The 14,457-nt window shown below is 57.3% G+C and carries 15 protein-coding genes; 13 read left to right on the top strand and 2 right to left on the bottom strand.

All coding sequences use genetic code 11. From position 1 onward, the window contains the following. The first annotated feature begins 219 nt into the window (after positions 1-219). From ACSQ36_RS08560 to ACSQ36_RS08520, 9 genes are all read left to right on the top strand, one after another. On the top strand, positions 220-939 hold the full coding sequence (locus ACSQ36_RS08560; protein WP_436181597.1) for a nuclear transport factor 2 family protein: 720 nt from the start codon (positions 220-222) through the stop codon (positions 937-939). Then, the gene (locus ACSQ36_RS08555; protein WP_436181596.1) at positions 936-1,700 is read left to right on the top strand and encodes an SDR family oxidoreductase; all 765 of its coding nucleotides are present in this window, start codon (positions 936-938) and stop codon (positions 1,698-1,700) included. The genes ACSQ36_RS08560 and ACSQ36_RS08555 overlap by 4 nt, the downstream gene beginning before the upstream one ends. 409 nt (positions 1,701-2,109) lie before the next feature. After that, positions 2,110-2,622 carry a GNAT family N-acetyltransferase gene (locus tag ACSQ36_RS08550; RefSeq protein ID WP_436181595.1) on the top strand — a complete coding sequence of 171 codons (513 nt, stop codon included), beginning with the start codon at positions 2,110-2,112 and terminating at the stop codon, positions 2,620-2,622. Between the two features lie 1,010 nt (positions 2,623-3,632). Next, on the top strand, positions 3,633-4,379 hold the full coding sequence (locus ACSQ36_RS08545; RefSeq protein ID WP_436181594.1) for an SDR family oxidoreductase: 747 nt from the start codon (positions 3,633-3,635) through the stop codon (positions 4,377-4,379). A gap of 153 nt (positions 4,380-4,532) precedes the next feature. After that, a complete protein-coding gene (locus ACSQ36_RS08540; protein ID WP_436181593.1) occupies positions 4,533-5,387 on the top strand; it encodes a DJ-1/PfpI family protein in 855 nt (284 codons plus the stop codon). Positions 5,388-5,537: 150 nt separating this feature from the next. Continuing rightward, positions 5,538-5,963, top strand: a complete 426-nt coding sequence (locus tag ACSQ36_RS08535; protein ID WP_436183130.1) for a YybH family protein — start codon at positions 5,538-5,540, stop codon at positions 5,961-5,963. Between the two features lie 26 nt (positions 5,964-5,989). Further along, positions 5,990-7,069: an NAD(P)H-dependent oxidoreductase gene (locus tag ACSQ36_RS08530; protein WP_436181592.1), complete on the top strand. Its 1,080-nt coding sequence runs from the start codon at positions 5,990-5,992 to the stop codon at positions 7,067-7,069. A 439-nt stretch (positions 7,070-7,508) separates the two neighbouring features. Then, positions 7,509-8,266 (top strand): IS5 family transposase gene (locus ACSQ36_RS08525; RefSeq protein WP_436181591.1). Its coding sequence is split into 2 segments (ribosomal slippage): positions 7,509-7,824 and positions 7,824-8,266, totalling 759 coding nucleotides; the frame shifts between segments, so codons are not numbered across the junction. Positions 8,267-8,284: 18 nt separating this feature from the next. After that, complete coding sequence (locus ACSQ36_RS08520; RefSeq protein WP_436183129.1) at positions 8,285-8,773, top strand: DJ-1/PfpI family protein; 489 nt, start codon at positions 8,285-8,287, stop codon at positions 8,771-8,773. Between the two features lie 81 nt (positions 8,774-8,854). Here ACSQ36_RS08520 and ACSQ36_RS08515 read toward each other — a convergent pair whose 3' ends face one another. After that, the gene (locus tag ACSQ36_RS08515) at positions 8,855-9,802 is read right to left on the bottom strand and encodes a GlxA family transcriptional regulator (protein ID WP_436181590.1); all 948 of its coding nucleotides are present in this window, start codon (positions 9,800-9,802) and stop codon (positions 8,855-8,857) included. A gap of 257 nt (positions 9,803-10,059) precedes the next feature. Beyond that, entirely contained in the window at positions 10,060-10,704 is a 645-nt protein-coding gene (locus ACSQ36_RS08510) for a TetR/AcrR family transcriptional regulator (RefSeq protein ID WP_436181589.1), read from the bottom strand. Positions 10,705-10,903: 199 nt separating this feature from the next. On the opposite strand from ACSQ36_RS08510, the gene ACSQ36_RS08505 reads away from it, so the two are divergent. From ACSQ36_RS08505 to ACSQ36_RS08490, 4 genes are all read left to right on the top strand, one after another. Continuing rightward, complete coding sequence (locus ACSQ36_RS08505) at positions 10,904-11,710, top strand: alpha/beta fold hydrolase (protein ID WP_436181588.1); 807 nt, start codon at positions 10,904-10,906, stop codon at positions 11,708-11,710. A 118-nt stretch (positions 11,711-11,828) separates the two neighbouring features. Further along, complete coding sequence (locus ACSQ36_RS08500) at positions 11,829-12,632, top strand: SDR family oxidoreductase (RefSeq protein WP_436181587.1); 804 nt, start codon at positions 11,829-11,831, stop codon at positions 12,630-12,632. A gap of 50 nt (positions 12,633-12,682) precedes the next feature. Further along, entirely contained in the window at positions 12,683-13,567 is an 885-nt protein-coding gene (locus ACSQ36_RS08495) for a helix-turn-helix transcriptional regulator (protein ID WP_436181586.1), read from the top strand. A gap of 156 nt (positions 13,568-13,723) precedes the next feature. Beyond that, entirely contained in the window at positions 13,724-14,422 is a 699-nt protein-coding gene (locus ACSQ36_RS08490) for an alpha/beta fold hydrolase (RefSeq protein WP_436181585.1), read from the top strand. Positions 14,423-14,457: the final 35 nt, after the last annotated feature.

Genomic DNA, 14,457 nt, shown 5'->3' with positions numbered 1-14,457 from the left:
GAGGTCAGTGTCGAGATGACGGACAGGTTTGCCCTGGCGTGAACGCCAACGGCCGGTTCTTCACTGATGTGCAGGGTATGACGTTTTTTGAGGGTTAAACGTCCTTTCCGTCATCTTATACAGATCCCATAATTCGCCCACGAAATCAAGTTAAGGCAAATGTAGTCGTGCTTTGAACTTTTAGCTTGATCAATAGCGAACCAGGGAAGAAACGTAAAGATGAAGCTTAAAACTAGATCAGCCTTGATCACGGCCGGAACGAGCGGCATCGGTCCTGCCGTTGCTAAGTCGTCCGCGGGGAATTTGCAGGCGGCGCCAACATCGTCAGAAAAATGTTCCAGATCGGTGAATACGAGACGCTCTTTCTCACCTCGGAGCCGTCAGGCTATCGCCAGCCAGCGAGATCATAAAGGGACGAAAACAAAGTGGTCCGCACTAAGGATACTGTCCTCTGCAGCTCTCACGTTCACCTTGGCGACGACCGCGTTTGGGGCCGACGGGCATACGTCGGTGGGAGAGGAAGCAAAGATCCGGGCTCTTGAGGATCGTCTCGTGGAAGCGAATAGGACCAAGGATGTCGCAGCTACGATGGGGCTTTACGCCTCCAATACGAATGTGCTTATCTTTGACGTTGTCCCACCACGTCAGATGACGAAGCAGGATGAGGAAAAGAACGTCACCAGTTATTTTGCATCGTTCGATGGCCCTGCGGGACTGGAGATCAGCGATCTCAACATCACTGTCAGTGGCGATCTCGCCTACGCGTATATGACCCAGCACTTCTATGGCAAGCAGCGAGCTGGCGGACAGCTCGACATCAAGGCCCGTGTTACGGACGTCTATCGCAAGATTGGTGGTCGATGGTACATCGTCCATGAGCATGTGTCCGTCCCAGTGAATATTCAGACGGGGCAGGCTGATCTGCAATCCAAGCCATGAGCGAAAGCGGAAAAGCAGCGACGTTCGACCTCGCTGGGAAGAAGGCACTCGTCACCGGTGCGGCGAGGGGCATCGGCGCGGCGATCGCAATGGAACTCGCCAAAAATGGTGCCGACGTCGCTATCACTTTCAAGAGTTCGCAACGTCAGGCGGACGATCTGGTCAATGCGATCACCAAACTGGGGCGCCAGGCGTTTGCAATCAGGGCGGACAGCGGCGATGCCGAGGCAGTGACGCGATCTGTGAACGAGGCCGTTACTAAATTCGGCCGTCTCGACATCCTCGTAAATAATGCGGGAGTGCTGCACTATGGACGCCTCGAAGACATGTTGGTCGACACGATCGACGAGATTATCGATGTGAACATCAGAAGCAGCGTGCTTGCCACGCGAGCAGCAATCCCGCACATTCCAAACGGGGGGAGAATCATCTTCATTGGCTCCTGTTTAGCCGAGCGGGTTTCTCTGACCGATGTCGCCATTTATTCGATGTCGAAGTCGGCCCTGCTGTCGCTGACGCGCGGTCTGTCCCGAGACCTGGGTCCCCGCAATATTACCGTCAACCTGGTGCATCCCGGTCCTACCGACACCGACATGAACCCGGCGGATGGGAAGGGAGCAGATGGCCTACGGGCTCAGATGGCACTAGGCAGGTTTGGATCGGCCGGTGACGTCGCCACTGCTGTCGCCTATCTAGCCAGCCAGTCTGCCCGACACATTACTGGCACTGGCCTCGTGATCGATGGCGGCTTGAACGCCTGACTCTCAATGCCGCCGATGACATACGGCTTCGATAAGTCGAATCACCTGCACAGTGGGCGGCACTCAATCCTCGCGGCTTTTTTGCCTGCGCCCGTAGCGTGGCGAACACGGCGCAGGCCGGCAACGCCCTGACGTGGTGGTACCAGCCGTGCCGTCGGCGTACCTCATATTGATCGAACCCGCATTCGAATCGGTCGCCCGCACGCCAGTTTCGATTTTCCACGTACGGCCCGCGACGTTGGTAACCGTCCAACAAAGGCGTCTTCCCGGATAATTATCCGGTTGCTCATGGCAAAACATATCCATTCATGGGATTGCATTTCCTAGGCCCATTTCGTTACGCTTGAGTTGAACAACTGGTCCTCAACGGTCGGGGCGTGCTGCACTCTACCAGGCAAAGGAGCGATGAATGCGTGTGCGTCCAGCGATAACTGATGACTCTGAGTCCATTAGCAGAATCGCGAAAACTACTTTTTCGCTGGCGTGCCCCGCAGACACACGGGCAGAAGAGTTAGAGCGCTACATCAGCGAAAATCTATCCCTATCGTGTTTTCAGACCGCGTTGGTCACGTCAAGCCAGGAGGTGCAGGTGCTGGAGAAAGCCGGCGATGTCGCGGGTTTCAGTCTGGTCGACTACAAGCCCGATCGCTTAAGCATCGCGCTGGCGGATGGCATTCCTGAGTTGAAACGATGCTATGTCGCGTCGGAGCATCATGGGACGGGCGCTGCACAGCTCCTGCTAACAGCTACGCTTGCTGGTGTTTCCAATCGCATCCGACTCACGGTGAATGATCAGAATGCCAGGGCCATACGCTTCTACCAACGTAATGGGTTTATGACAGTGGGAGAAATGAGCTTTCAATGCGGTGGGGATATCCACCGAGATTTGGTGATGATACGCGAGTGGAATGAGTTGGCGTAACTGCTTGCCGACGAAATCATTTGGATTAGCATACTCCCTTCAACGATGTGCCAACAAGTCCTCAGTTTTTCTTGCTCGCCGAGTTGGAAGTCGCGCAAGAATATCTTTCGAATCAGCATGCGGATCATGAACATTTAGCCGCGCAGACTGAATCAAATTCATGTTCGCCGCCGCCCCGTTTGCTGGACCCTGCGCAGCGCGTCCTGCAAACAACCCGGTCGAGCGCCCCAGCGCAAGTGCGAGATCATTCTGCCCATATCGGGCAGGAAGTTGAAGTCCATTACCGTTGGCATCCCTTGTACGGGCGTCGCGTCAAGGTATGACACTTCGAGGCGAAGCGGCGGTCGCGTGGCGCACGTCGAAGCCAGTCCCGCGTAGTAAGGGTGGTCTCGGCTTGGATGCTGGATCGTGTCATGTGTTCTGCCATGGCGTTGGGCGAGCCGTGCGTTCCTGTGACGGTGCTGAACGAACTCGACCGGCTGCTGGTTGACTGGCGCTTGCGAGCACACTCGTCGGACGCCCCCCCCTACCGTCCGGGAGAAACGCAATGGACAAAGCTGCCAAGGGGCGTACTGCCACGCGCACAAACGCCCGCATTGACGCTGTCTCAGATGAGTCTGAGATTCGACACCGCCGAGCTTCAGGGGAACGAGCGCGGCGCAGTGAGCAAGGTTAATCACACACCTTGGGAACGTGCTACTCCAGGCCGCAGGCGTCACCATCCGCAAGGTCTGACGATGACGAACGTTGATCGTCTGCCAGCGCCTTTGCTCTGCCAACTGGCTGTTGTTCGCCACGTGCAGGTCAAAGAACTTGCGGCGCGCGTGGCGCGAACGACAGCGGCAAGTTGTTCATGATATGCGATCCATGACGTTTTTTGAGGGTTATACGTCCTTTGCGTCATTACCCATGTGTTCCATAATTTGCCCACGAAATCAAGTTGAGAGAAGCGCGGTTGCGCTTCGACCATTTGGCTTGACCGATTACCAAGCAGAGAAAGGAATGCAAATATGAGGCTTAAGAATAAGTCAGCGCTGATTACTGGCGGCACGAGTGGCATCGGTCTTGCCACTGCCAAACTTTTCATCGCAGAAGGCGCCCGAGTGGTGGTAACTGGTCGCGACGAGACGGCGTTCGAGCGCGTGAAGGCCGAGCTCGGCGAGAATGCGCTCGTCCTCAAGGGAGACGTACGTTCAATCAATGACATGCGGGCGATTGCTGCCGCGGCAAAAGAGAAGTTCGGTGGCCTGGATGTCGTTTTCGCCAACGCTGGTTGGGCTTTCCCATCCGCACTCAATGACATCGACGACGAACTCTATAGCGAGATCATGGACATCAACGTCAAGGGCGTAGTGTTCACGCTTCAAGCGGTGCTGCCGGACTTGCGGGAAGGCTCCTCAGTCATTCTCAATACATCGTTCGTCGATCAAACCGGCAAACATGGCATTTCGTTGACCGCGGCGGCAAAGGCCGCGGTGCGATCGCTTGCCCGTAGTTGGTCATACGAGTTTCTCGATCGCAAGATCCGATTTAACGCGATCGCGCCGGGTGGCATGGAGACGCCCCTGCTCAGCAAATGGGGGATGTCGGACGAGGACGTCCGCAACTTCAAAAGCGAGTTCGCGAAAACCATTCCGGTTGGCCATATGGGAAAGGCCGAAGACATTGCTTACGCGGCACTCTACCTCGCGAGCGACGAGTCCTCTTACGTCGTGGGCACTGAGCTGGTCGTGGATGGCGGTGCTTCACAGCTTTAAGTCTTCGGTTGCCGATTTCAGAGCCGCACTCGTCGTCTCGGGTCGTTCACCTCTCAATCACACCCCCACCGCGTCTTACGCTGCGGTGGTTTTCCAATCTGCCCTAACCCGGCTGCGCCCCCAGAGGGAGCCGAAGTGCAAGGAGAAATTATCTTGACCGACAACAGAGAAAATCACGCTCCCGGCGAACAGCTCACCAGAGCAGGTCATTCTCGTCGCGATGTTCTCAAGTTTGGCAGCGTTGCAGCGCTCGGCGCCGTTCTTGGGGGCGGAGCCTTGCTTGGCGGCGCCACGCCCGCGCTTGCACAGTCAGTCAGTCAGGGGCCGTTGGCCCCGAGTGATCCACTCAATATTCTCATCGTGAATTACGACGGCGGCACGCTTCTCGATTTCGCCGGTCCTAGCGAGATTTTCCACCGGCTACCGAATACGAACGTCCGCTATGCGAGTCTCAACGGTGGCACGGTGACTCTCGAATTCGGGGTCGTCTATGGCAAGACCGAAAGATTGGCCGATATCGATAAAACTGACTTGATCCTGGTTCCAGGCGGATCTGATTTGTCGGCACCGATGAGTCCGGAGTATCAGGCTCAAATCCGGCGTCTGGCCGAAAGTGCCAAATATATTACGTCGGTTTGCAACGGTTCACTCGTGCTCGCCGCAACCGGCGTTCTCAACGGTAAGCGAAGCGCCTGTCATTGGGCCTTCGTCAACAAACTGTCTGAATATGGCGCCATCCCTGTTCCGGATCGTTTCGTGGAAGACGACAACGGCCGGTTCATGAGCGGCGGTGGTGTGACGGCAGGCATCGATTTCGCCCTTCGCGTTGCAGCAAAGCTGCGTGGTCAACAGGCCGCCGAATTTACGCAGCTCTTGATCGAATATGATCCCGCGCCGCCGTTCCATTCCGGTCACCCCCGAGACGCCCGGCCGGAATTGATGGCGATGGTCGACAAGGAGCTGCCCGGTGCATCTAAGGGCCTCGCACGAATTCCGGGCGTTCGCTGAAGCGTTGGCGGGCAGTGTGTGCGAAATCATCTCGCTGACTGCCTGCGGTCACGATTTTCTCAGTAGTCGAGATAACCAAATTGAGCAATCCCTATGCGATCGATTTTTACCAAATTTGTTTTATTGCCAGTTGCTGTGGCCCTCGCTGCCATGTCCGCTACCGTCTACGCGGCAGGTCCCCGGCCGTCCACGGAGGCAGCCATTAAAGCTGAAAATGACCGCTGGGCCGATGCCTTCAGACGAGGCGATTATCAGGCGATTGGGCATCTCTACACCGATGACGGAACACTTCTGCAGCCTGGCGGCGAGCGCGTCACGGGCCCCGCAGCGATCACAAAATATTTCAAGGATGGATACGCGGGGAAAGCACCGGATACGGTGACCTTCAGCAACTACGAGTTTTACGGTAACGACGAAGTCGTGGCCGAGGTGTCGGACTCGATCGTCCGGAGCCATGATGGAGAACTGAAGTCGCGCGGCAAGCAGATCCTCATATTTCTGAAACAGGGCGGTGCTTGGAGACTTCACCGCGATATCTGGAACGACAATGGTCCGCTGAAGCCAAATGATCGCTGACCCAACATTGCCAACATAGGTGTCACATGTTCAAGAATGTTCTCATCGTCTATGCACATCACGATCCGAACTCGTTTGCCAAGGCGATGCTGGATCGCACTGTCGAAACGCTTGCCCGACAAGGGTATGCCACACGTGTGTCCGACCTGCACGCCATGGCATTCAAGGCCGTCGCCGATGATGCCGACTTCATCGAACCCCACCCTGGCGGGGGACCGGGTTCGGGTACCGACTATCAGTCCCGACAGCGTGTCGCTTCAATAGAGGGGGGTTACGCGCCCGACATCCTGGACGAACTTGACAAGCTCACCTGGGCCGATGCTGTCGTTTTTTTGTTTCCACTTTACTGGTTTCATGTCCCGGCAATCCTCAAGGGTTGGTTCGACCGAGTGTTCGCCTACGACCGCGTATATAGCAACGACCATCCAGATATTGGCGCCTACCGGCGTGGCGGCCTCACGGGCAAGCGGGCTTTAATCGGTACGACCTTTGGCGCGCCCGAACCGCGCGAAGGAGCGGTGCCGAGCCGGCATTCCGAGCGGTTCGAGTCCATCCAGAATGGCGTACTTGCTTACGCTGGGTTTGATGTGATGGCTCCCTTCTATGCCTGGTCGGTCGCTCACGTCGGCTCGGATCGTCGTACCGAATACCTGGATGAGTGGGAAAGTCGTGTGCTAGGGCTCTTTGCAGAAACGCCCGAACTGCGCGCCGCCGCCGGCCCCACGCCACAGCCGACTGTGCTGCTGGGACGGGTGCGAGAGCCTGGCGAACAGGTCTGGCCTTACGGGGGCGACCGGGCTCTAGCGGGCTTCGCGGCGATGGAGCGGCTACGGGCAAAGCCTGGTCAGGCGGAGGCACTCGTGCAAAAGCTCAAACCGCTAGTCGCTGCTGCCAGTGCGGACGGCGGAACACGAATCTACGCTTTGCTGCGCTCGCGCGATGACAACGACGACATATGGTTGATCCAAACCTTCGACGACGTTGCTGCCGCAGAGCAGCATGCAAATGCAGAGCCCTTCGCAACGATCCTCGACGAGATTGCCCCATTGCTTGCGGAACCGGCCTGCATCGTCCGCCTAATTCCTTTGCTCGCAAAAGGTCTCTAGTAGTACAGAATGGTTCGGATATTGACAACCATCAATCGATTGGCTAATGACGGAAGAAGTGCAGAGAGACACACCTCCTTCCAGACTCAGATTCGACGAATACAACATCTTGACATTCCACATCTAGTCGGCCCGAACACGGTCGATAACCATCGGTATTTGGCCACTGCAGGAGCATAAGAGGAAGATTTCTGAGAATAGGCACTTGAAGATAGGTAGCTTGATCTTTCCAAATATGGACCAATGTGATTTCACGGGGTCATTTGAAGCGCTGTCGCGTATCCCCAACTCGACGTTCTACACATTGTGGAAAGACAAAGGCGTTGTGCGAGATATGCGAGGCATGCAGCTGGTTCCGGACACCTCGTTCGGAGAAGCGCCTCAACTCGATGTGCTAGGGCGTGTTCACACTAATTGAATTTACCTGTAAACTTCGGGAATGGAACTCACCGAAGCCCAATTTCAAAAGATCGAACATTGTTTGCCGCGTCAGCGTGGCAACGTAAGCATGTCGAATCTTCAAGTGCTAAATGCGATTCTTTACGTTGCTGAGCATGGTTGCAAATGGCGTGGTTTGCCAAAGCGCTTTGGCCGATGGCACACGGTCTATACGCGCATGAACCGTTGGTCCAAAAGTGGCGTGCTGGATCGCGCATTTACCGAACTGCAGCGTGCCCAGATTGTTCGTGTCAGGATCGAGGCAGTCTCGCTGGATAGCACGATTGTAAAAGTGCATCCAGACTGGACTGGCGCATTAAAAAAAACGGACCGCAATCCATCGGCAAGTGCCGGGCCGGATGGACTACCAAGATTCATATGGTTGCCTCGGATGCTCGAACAGCCATAACGTTTTCACTTTCTCCCGGCCAGGCCGGTGATGCCCCCGAAGGACGAGCCTTGCTACAAAGCCTCGGGCCACCGAATCGGCCACTGTACTTGCTCATGCATAAGGCGTATGAGGGCAACGAGACGCGACAACTCGCACTTGACCTGGGCTTCATCCCCGTTGTCCCGCCAAAAAGCAATCGCCTTGAGCCATGGGAATACGATCGGGAAATGTACAAACGTCGAAACGAAGTGGAGCGACTGTTCCGAAGACTCAAAGGCTTCCGTCGCATCTTCTCGCGATTCGACAAGCTGGATGTGATGTTCATCGCTTTCATCAATTTCGCGCTTATCGTCGATGGACTCAGGTAGTGTGAACACGCCCTAGTCATTCCCGGGGGGTATGGCCAGGAAGAAGTCGCAACCGATGGAGAAGTTCTCACATTTATTCGGGAGCAGGCCAAGCGTGCCTTGTATGTGTACTCGGTATGTACCGGCGCTCTTATCTGCGGCGCCGCTGGCTTGCTGCATGGCCGAAAAGCGACGACTCACTGGACGGCAATGGAAGTGCTGCCGTTCTATGGCGCAACCCCCATCGATGACCGCGTCGTCATCGATGGCAATTACGTGAGCGCGGGAGGCGTTACATCAGGCATTGACGGCTCTCTCATCCTGGCCGCACTTCTCCATGGAGATCAAATAGCAAAAGAACTCCAACTCTACATGGCGTACGATCCGCAACCGCCGTTTGACTCGGGCTCACCTACGAAGGCATCCGCTGACGTCTTGAGCGCCGTCCGTGCGCGAGCACAGGAAATCACTGAACAACGCTTTGCCAGCGCTCGCAAGTACGCGGACCGAGCATTAGATCCTGTGTAACTACTCATTCCGTACGATGCCCTCCACATTTCTTGCCGACGCGACCCCAGCAGAATCGATGGCAGTTTGACCATCGATCGATCATCGGCTGCCCATGAGTCTGCTCTCGCGCCGGATTGATTGCGGCGGATGTCCATGTAGTTTGACGAAAGCCCTCCGCATTCGCTCTGGATCGGTGAATCCCACAGCCAGAGCAATCTGCTCGATCGGTTCGCTACCGTCTTGCAAGCGTAGTCGCGCAGCTTCAACTCGTAACCGCTCAACCGCCTTAGCAGGCGTTTCACCAGTTTCTCGGCGAAATGCCCGTCCGAATTGTCGCGGACTTAATCTTGCAGCATCTGCGAGTCTCTCAACAGGTAGTGCTTCAGCTAAATGTTCCCTGGCAAAGTTCAGAGCGATGCGAATGCGATCCGATTCCGGCTCCATCTGCGACATAGCCGAGAATTGCGACTGACCTCCTGGTCGGCGATACGGAACAACCAGGAGCCTGGAGACAGCGCGCGCAATTTCTGCGCCCATATCCGTTTCAATCATCGCGAGTGCCAAGTCTATTCCAGAGGCGATGCCTGCCGACGTCCAAATGTGACCGTCCGCTATATAGATGCTATCGCCCTCAACTCTGGTGCGAGGAAAGCGTGACTGCAATTGAGTTGTGTATCGCCAGTGCGTTGTTGTTCTCCGGTCGTCCAGCAAGCCGGTTTCCGCAAGCAAAAACGCCCCCGTACACACGCTTGCCACGCGCGAGGCTCTGGCGCCCAATTTCTTGGCAGCGGCGATGTTCTCCGATGTTTGCATCGGATCTATATCCCCGCCCACGAAAATTACAGTGTCAAACACGCGCCGTCCGATCGGCTTTGTCTCAATCGGAAGACCCGCATTGCCGAGAATTGATCCTCCTACCTGCGAGATTAGTTGAAGATCGTAGGGGGTATGGCCGGCGGCTGTGGTCACCTGATTAAAAGTCGAAAGTGGCCCAGCAAGATCAAGAAGATCGTAGCCACGGCAAACGAAGAATCCAATTCGATGCATGATGACGTAGTCAACTGGAAACCTTGAAGTGTCCAATTTTAAGGGAAAAACGAAAAATTAGACACATGTCCTTAGATCGAGTGCCAGTCCGGATCGTAAAGGCGGCCGCCGCCTGCACACTGGCCGCCTGCAGGAGTTTCTCGCAAACTCTGGCAGCGGCCTACGGTGCCGTACGCCCCAACGATTTGCCCTTCGGTAATAGAGATGACCGCCACTCCAGCAGCGTAGGTCGACCGGAATTCGACACGTCCATATAACTAGGTGGACTCGCGATCCTCCCGCCATTGATCGAGGTAGGCCATGACCGCCCGCAAAGCCTCGTTTCGAACCGCGATATCGATGCGGCCTTCCTGTAAATAACCGAACTTCAGGCAGGCAAGCCCAATTTCGACGGCGAGCGCTGCAACGTCCGGAGACAGCGGCAACGCCGGCAGTTCGCCAAATCGCGCGGCCGCATCGCGTAGCAAACGCCCGATCGAGGCATTCTTGGTGGCGTGGGCGGCACGATCCGCGTCGCTGAAAGAACCGTTGAGAAGAAGCACGCTCGCCGCAGGGTGGGCGTTGTAGTAGTCCACGCAGGTATCGATCACCGTACGCACCCAGGTGTGAAGCGTGCGAGTCCGGGCGGCTCCCGAGTTCGCGATAGCGTCACTGAGGCGCTGCATGTGGATCTGCGCGATATGTGCGAATAGCGTGTATTTGTCCGGAAAGAACGGGTAAATGCTGGCCCTCGGCACCTCCGACATTTCCGCAAGAGCGGGAATCGAAGTCTTTTCGGGGCCCTGCTCTTCCAGCATGCGCTCGGCCGCCTCGATGACTCGCGTCATGCGCTCCAGCGAGCGCTCCTGGACAGGACTGCGCGTGCGCTTCCCTTTGGCGGGATTTGCATCTGAATCAGACATATGTTAGATTTATAAACAACAAATGTTGGATATGAAGAGTTTCGACACTCAAGGTTACACCATCTCCCGCTCCGATCGCGCAGGCCATCCCGCGCACGCCGCCGGGGTCGGAACCATGACGATGTACAGGGATTCTGCCGGGTCGGTGCTCGACGTGTCGCAAAGCCCCCGCCTCGACCTGTCAACCGGAAGAAACGCAATGGAAACTGCATCCACGAAAGTCCACATCCATGTCGAGGAACAGGGCAGCGGCGCGCCTTCACTGATCTTCCTGCACTACTGGGGCGGCTCGTCCAGGACGTGGCGCGACGTCATAGGCGCACTCCCGGGCGCGCATCACACGCTCGCCGTGGATCTTCGCGGCTGGGGCGCGTCGGACGGTCCCCGCGAAGGTTATGCGCTGGCGGACTTTGCGGACGATGTGCGCGACGTCATCGCCGAGCGCGGCGTGTCGAACTTCGTGCTGGTCGGGCACTCGATGGGCGGCAAGATCGCTCAACTCATCGCGTCGCAAAAGCCCGAAGGGCTGGTCGGGCTGGTTCTCGTGGCCCCTTCGCCTCCGACGCCGCTTGCGCTGCCCCCAGAGGTGCGCGAAGGCATGGAAAGCGCCTATTCGTCTGCCGCTTCGGTCGAAGCAACGATCGACCATGTGCTCACGGCGAAGTTGCTCACCGAAGACCAGCGAAAGCAAGTGATCGAGGACAGTCTGCGTGGCGGCGCAGTGGCAAAGCTCGCGTGGCCACGCTACACAAGTCAGGAAGATATTTCGGCGGCAGTGAGCGCGATTACCGTGCCGACCCTGGTGATTGCGGGCGAACTGGATCGGGTCGACAGCGTATCGACGCTGGAGACCGAGTTGCTCACCCGCATTCCCCATGCGGTCATGCGCGTGCTCCGCGGCACCGGGCATTTGTCGCCGCTTGAATCCCCGCGTGACATAGCGGAATTGCTGGGCCAATTTCTTGCATCGCTGGCGCCGGAAGCGGCAACGCTTAACGGCAGGTAAGACGGCGGCACATGCCGCTGTTTGCATCACGCATGTTTCGCCGACGTCGCAGGCGTTTCGGCAATCAGGTAGTTGTCGTTTGTCGTTATCCCATCCCTATCTTCAGGAACGATCCGCAATGTCCAAGACTATCCTTATCACGGGTGCCGGCTCCGGATTCGGCGAAGCGGCCGCAATCGGCCTTGCGCGCAAAGGTCACAACGTCATTGCCACCGTGCAATGTTCGCCCCAGGTCACACCGCTGCGCGAAAAAGCCAAGACGCTCGGACTCGCCAACCTGCGGGTCGAGAAACTCGATCTATTTGATTCACACGATATGGCTTTTGCCCAGAGCTGGGATATCGACGTCCTCTGGAACAATGCCGGCATGGGAGAAGGCGGCCCGGTCTTCGAGATCCCTCTCGATCTGGTTCGTCGCAACTACGAGGTCAACGTTTTCTTGCCGCTCACCCTCACGCAAAGCTTTGTCAAAAAGTGGATCGCGCAGAAAAAGCCGGCGAAGATCGTTTTCACATCGTCGATGAGCGGGCTGTTCTCCCCCGCGAACTGGGGCGTGTACGCGTCGACCAAGCATGCTCTGGAATCGATTGCCGAAGCACTGCAGCAGGAATTGGCCGTGCATGGCATCAAGGTTCAGACCATCAATCCCGGCGCCTTTTACACCGGCTTTAACGAAACCATGGCGGACACGGCATTCCGGTGGCTCGACGACGCGAAAAACATCACCCGGCGCGCCGACTTGCGCGCGCAGTTCGACGAGGCGCTGGCGTCACCGCTCGGGCACCTCGACGCCCAGGAAATGATCGATCGCATGATCGAGATCGTGCCCGCCGACGCGGGGAAGTTCCGCAACGTCGTGCCTGTGGCAGTCGAAGATATGCTGAAGGCACAGCAACTCGCAGCGTGGGACAACCGGATCTGACTTGCGCCGGGAAACGCTGGCTCCGCGCCCCATGGACGAGACGGAAAAGCATGAACGACTCCATTTCGGTTCGACAGGGGGCGCAGATCGTTCCGATCGTCCCGCATATCGCAAGACGGCATCCCGATCTGGCTGTACGGGGATTGCATGTGGAATACCACGCGATTGAAGCGACGGCCTTCCCTGAACGCGAGCTTCTACAACACAATCTCTTCCTCTACACCGGTCCGGCTGCGCGAGCGGAGATTAAAAGCCCCGAGTTCTCCGGGCTGAGATGGATTCGTCCCGGCTCTCTCTGGGTCATGCCCCAGGGAAGCCGGCATGGCGTCCGTTTCGAAAGCGCGGTGGAAGGAGTGGCGCTGGCATTTGATCAAGTACAGCTTGACACCCTGGTGCTGTCCGCAGGCGGCAAACATTCCGTCCCGATCGTTCAATCTCTGGCGGCGTGCCCACCGAAAATCGAGCATCTGATGCGCGCGTTGGGGCACGAAAGCCATCAGCCCAGCGCACCGGGCCATGTCGGCCTGGAATGTATCGCTACGGCAATCGTTCTGGCGCTGAGTCAACATGCGGGGGCCACGGTGATATCGTCAAAGGCCGGCCCCCGGCTTGCGCCACGGCAGATTCGTGCTATCAAGTCCTACATCGACGAACGACTCGGTCAGCCCATCGCATTGTCCGATCTGGCTGGTGCCGCCGGACTGAGTCCCTTTCACTTTCTCCGCGCATTCAAAGGTAGCTTGGGCGTGACACCCGGACAGTATCTTCTTGATTGCCGAATGGAGCGAGCGAGGCTGCTGCTCAAGAACGGCAACCTGAGCATTACCGAAGTCGGTATCCACGTCGGCTTCGACGATTTGAGCCACTTCTCACGCGCTTTCCGCCGGGTAGTGGGAATCGCGCCGTTGATGTTCCGGAAAAACTGTCGAGAATAAGCAAGGAACGTCAAATTGCCGCAATTTCGGGTAACGGCGATTCCGGATAACTCCAGCAAAATCGGCGCAGCCGCCATGTTGAATCTCGCGTAATTATTGCGGGCTTCCGTGGCTCAAGACTCGCCCTTTCTGCTGCTTCCCCGGAGAAAAACACTCATGGCACAAACCGTCCCGGTAAAAAACATCGTCTTGGTCCACGGCGCTTTTGCCGATGGATCGAGCTGGTCCAAAGTCATCCCGCTGCTGCAAACCAAGGGTTATAAGGTGACTTCCGTGGGCAACCCGCTCACCTCCTTCGAGGATGACGTGGCCGCAACCCGGCGGGCCATCGCAGTACAGGATGGTCCGGTCATCCTCGTCGGCCATTCTTACGGCGGGGTCGTCATCACGGAAGCAGGCAATGACCCGAAGGTCGTCGGGCTCGTCTATGTCGCGGCCTTTGCGCCCGACGCGGGACAGTCGATCGGAGAAATCGCGCAGGGCTTCCCGAAACCTTCGGGACTGGATCACCTCGATCCACTGGCCGACGGCTTTCTGCGCCTGTCGGTGGAAGGCATCGAAAGCGGACTGGCGCAGGACTTAAGCAAGGAAGAGAAGGCGCTTCTCGCCGCGGTTCAACCCCAGACGGCGGCTTCCATCTTCGGGGCGCACCCGACGCAGGCGGCGTGGCATAACAAGCCTTCGTGGTACATCGTGGCTGCGAACGATCATATGATCGCACCGGAGCACGAAGCCAGCATGGCCCTCCAGATTAAGGCGACGACAACGACCCTACCTTCGAGCCACGTCGTCATGCTGTCTCATCCGCGGGAAGTCGCGCAAGTCATCGAGGATGCCGCGACAGCGAGCAGTTAATAAATAACCTGCAACGCCCGTTTGGCCTTTTGCGA

Origin of the sequence: Caballeronia sp. LjRoot34, assembly GCF_964253815.1 — a bacterium.
In the GTDB taxonomy this organism is placed as follows: domain Bacteria; phylum Pseudomonadota; class Gammaproteobacteria; order Burkholderiales; family Burkholderiaceae; genus Caballeronia.
This window is presented reverse-complemented; position numbering and strand designations above follow the sequence as displayed.

What these genes read in the sequence shown, in the direction of transcription:
- ACSQ36_RS08560 (WP_436181597.1), top strand. Translation starts at nt 220, where the DNA reads ATGAAGCTTAAAACTAGATCAGCCTTGATCACGGCCGGAACGAGCGGC.
- ACSQ36_RS08555 (WP_436181596.1), top strand. Translation starts at nt 936, where the DNA reads ATGAGCGAAAGCGGAAAAGCAGCGACGTTCGACCTCGCTGGGAAGAAG.
- ACSQ36_RS08550 (WP_436181595.1), top strand. Translation starts at nt 2,110, where the DNA reads ATGCGTGTGCGTCCAGCGATAACTGATGACTCTGAGTCCATTAGCAGA.
- ACSQ36_RS08545 (WP_436181594.1), top strand. Translation starts at nt 3,633, where the DNA reads ATGAGGCTTAAGAATAAGTCAGCGCTGATTACTGGCGGCACGAGTGGC.
- ACSQ36_RS08535 (WP_436183130.1), top strand. Translation starts at nt 5,538, where the DNA reads ATGTCCGCTACCGTCTACGCGGCAGGTCCCCGGCCGTCCACGGAGGCA.
- ACSQ36_RS08530 (WP_436181592.1), top strand. Translation starts at nt 5,990, where the DNA reads ATGTTCAAGAATGTTCTCATCGTCTATGCACATCACGATCCGAACTCG.
- ACSQ36_RS08515 (WP_436181590.1), bottom strand. Translation starts at nt 9,802, where the DNA reads ATGCATCGAATTGGATTCTTCGTTTGCCGTGGCTACGATCTTCTTGAT.
- ACSQ36_RS08510 (WP_436181589.1), bottom strand. Translation starts at nt 10,704, where the DNA reads ATGTCTGATTCAGATGCAAATCCCGCCAAAGGGAAGCGCACGCGCAGT.
- ACSQ36_RS08505 (WP_436181588.1), top strand. Translation starts at nt 10,904, where the DNA reads ATGGAAACTGCATCCACGAAAGTCCACATCCATGTCGAGGAACAGGGC.
- ACSQ36_RS08500 (WP_436181587.1), top strand. Translation starts at nt 11,829, where the DNA reads ATGTCCAAGACTATCCTTATCACGGGTGCCGGCTCCGGATTCGGCGAA.
- ACSQ36_RS08495 (WP_436181586.1), top strand. Translation starts at nt 12,683, where the DNA reads ATGAACGACTCCATTTCGGTTCGACAGGGGGCGCAGATCGTTCCGATC.
- ACSQ36_RS08490 (WP_436181585.1), top strand. Translation starts at nt 13,724, where the DNA reads ATGGCACAAACCGTCCCGGTAAAAAACATCGTCTTGGTCCACGGCGCT.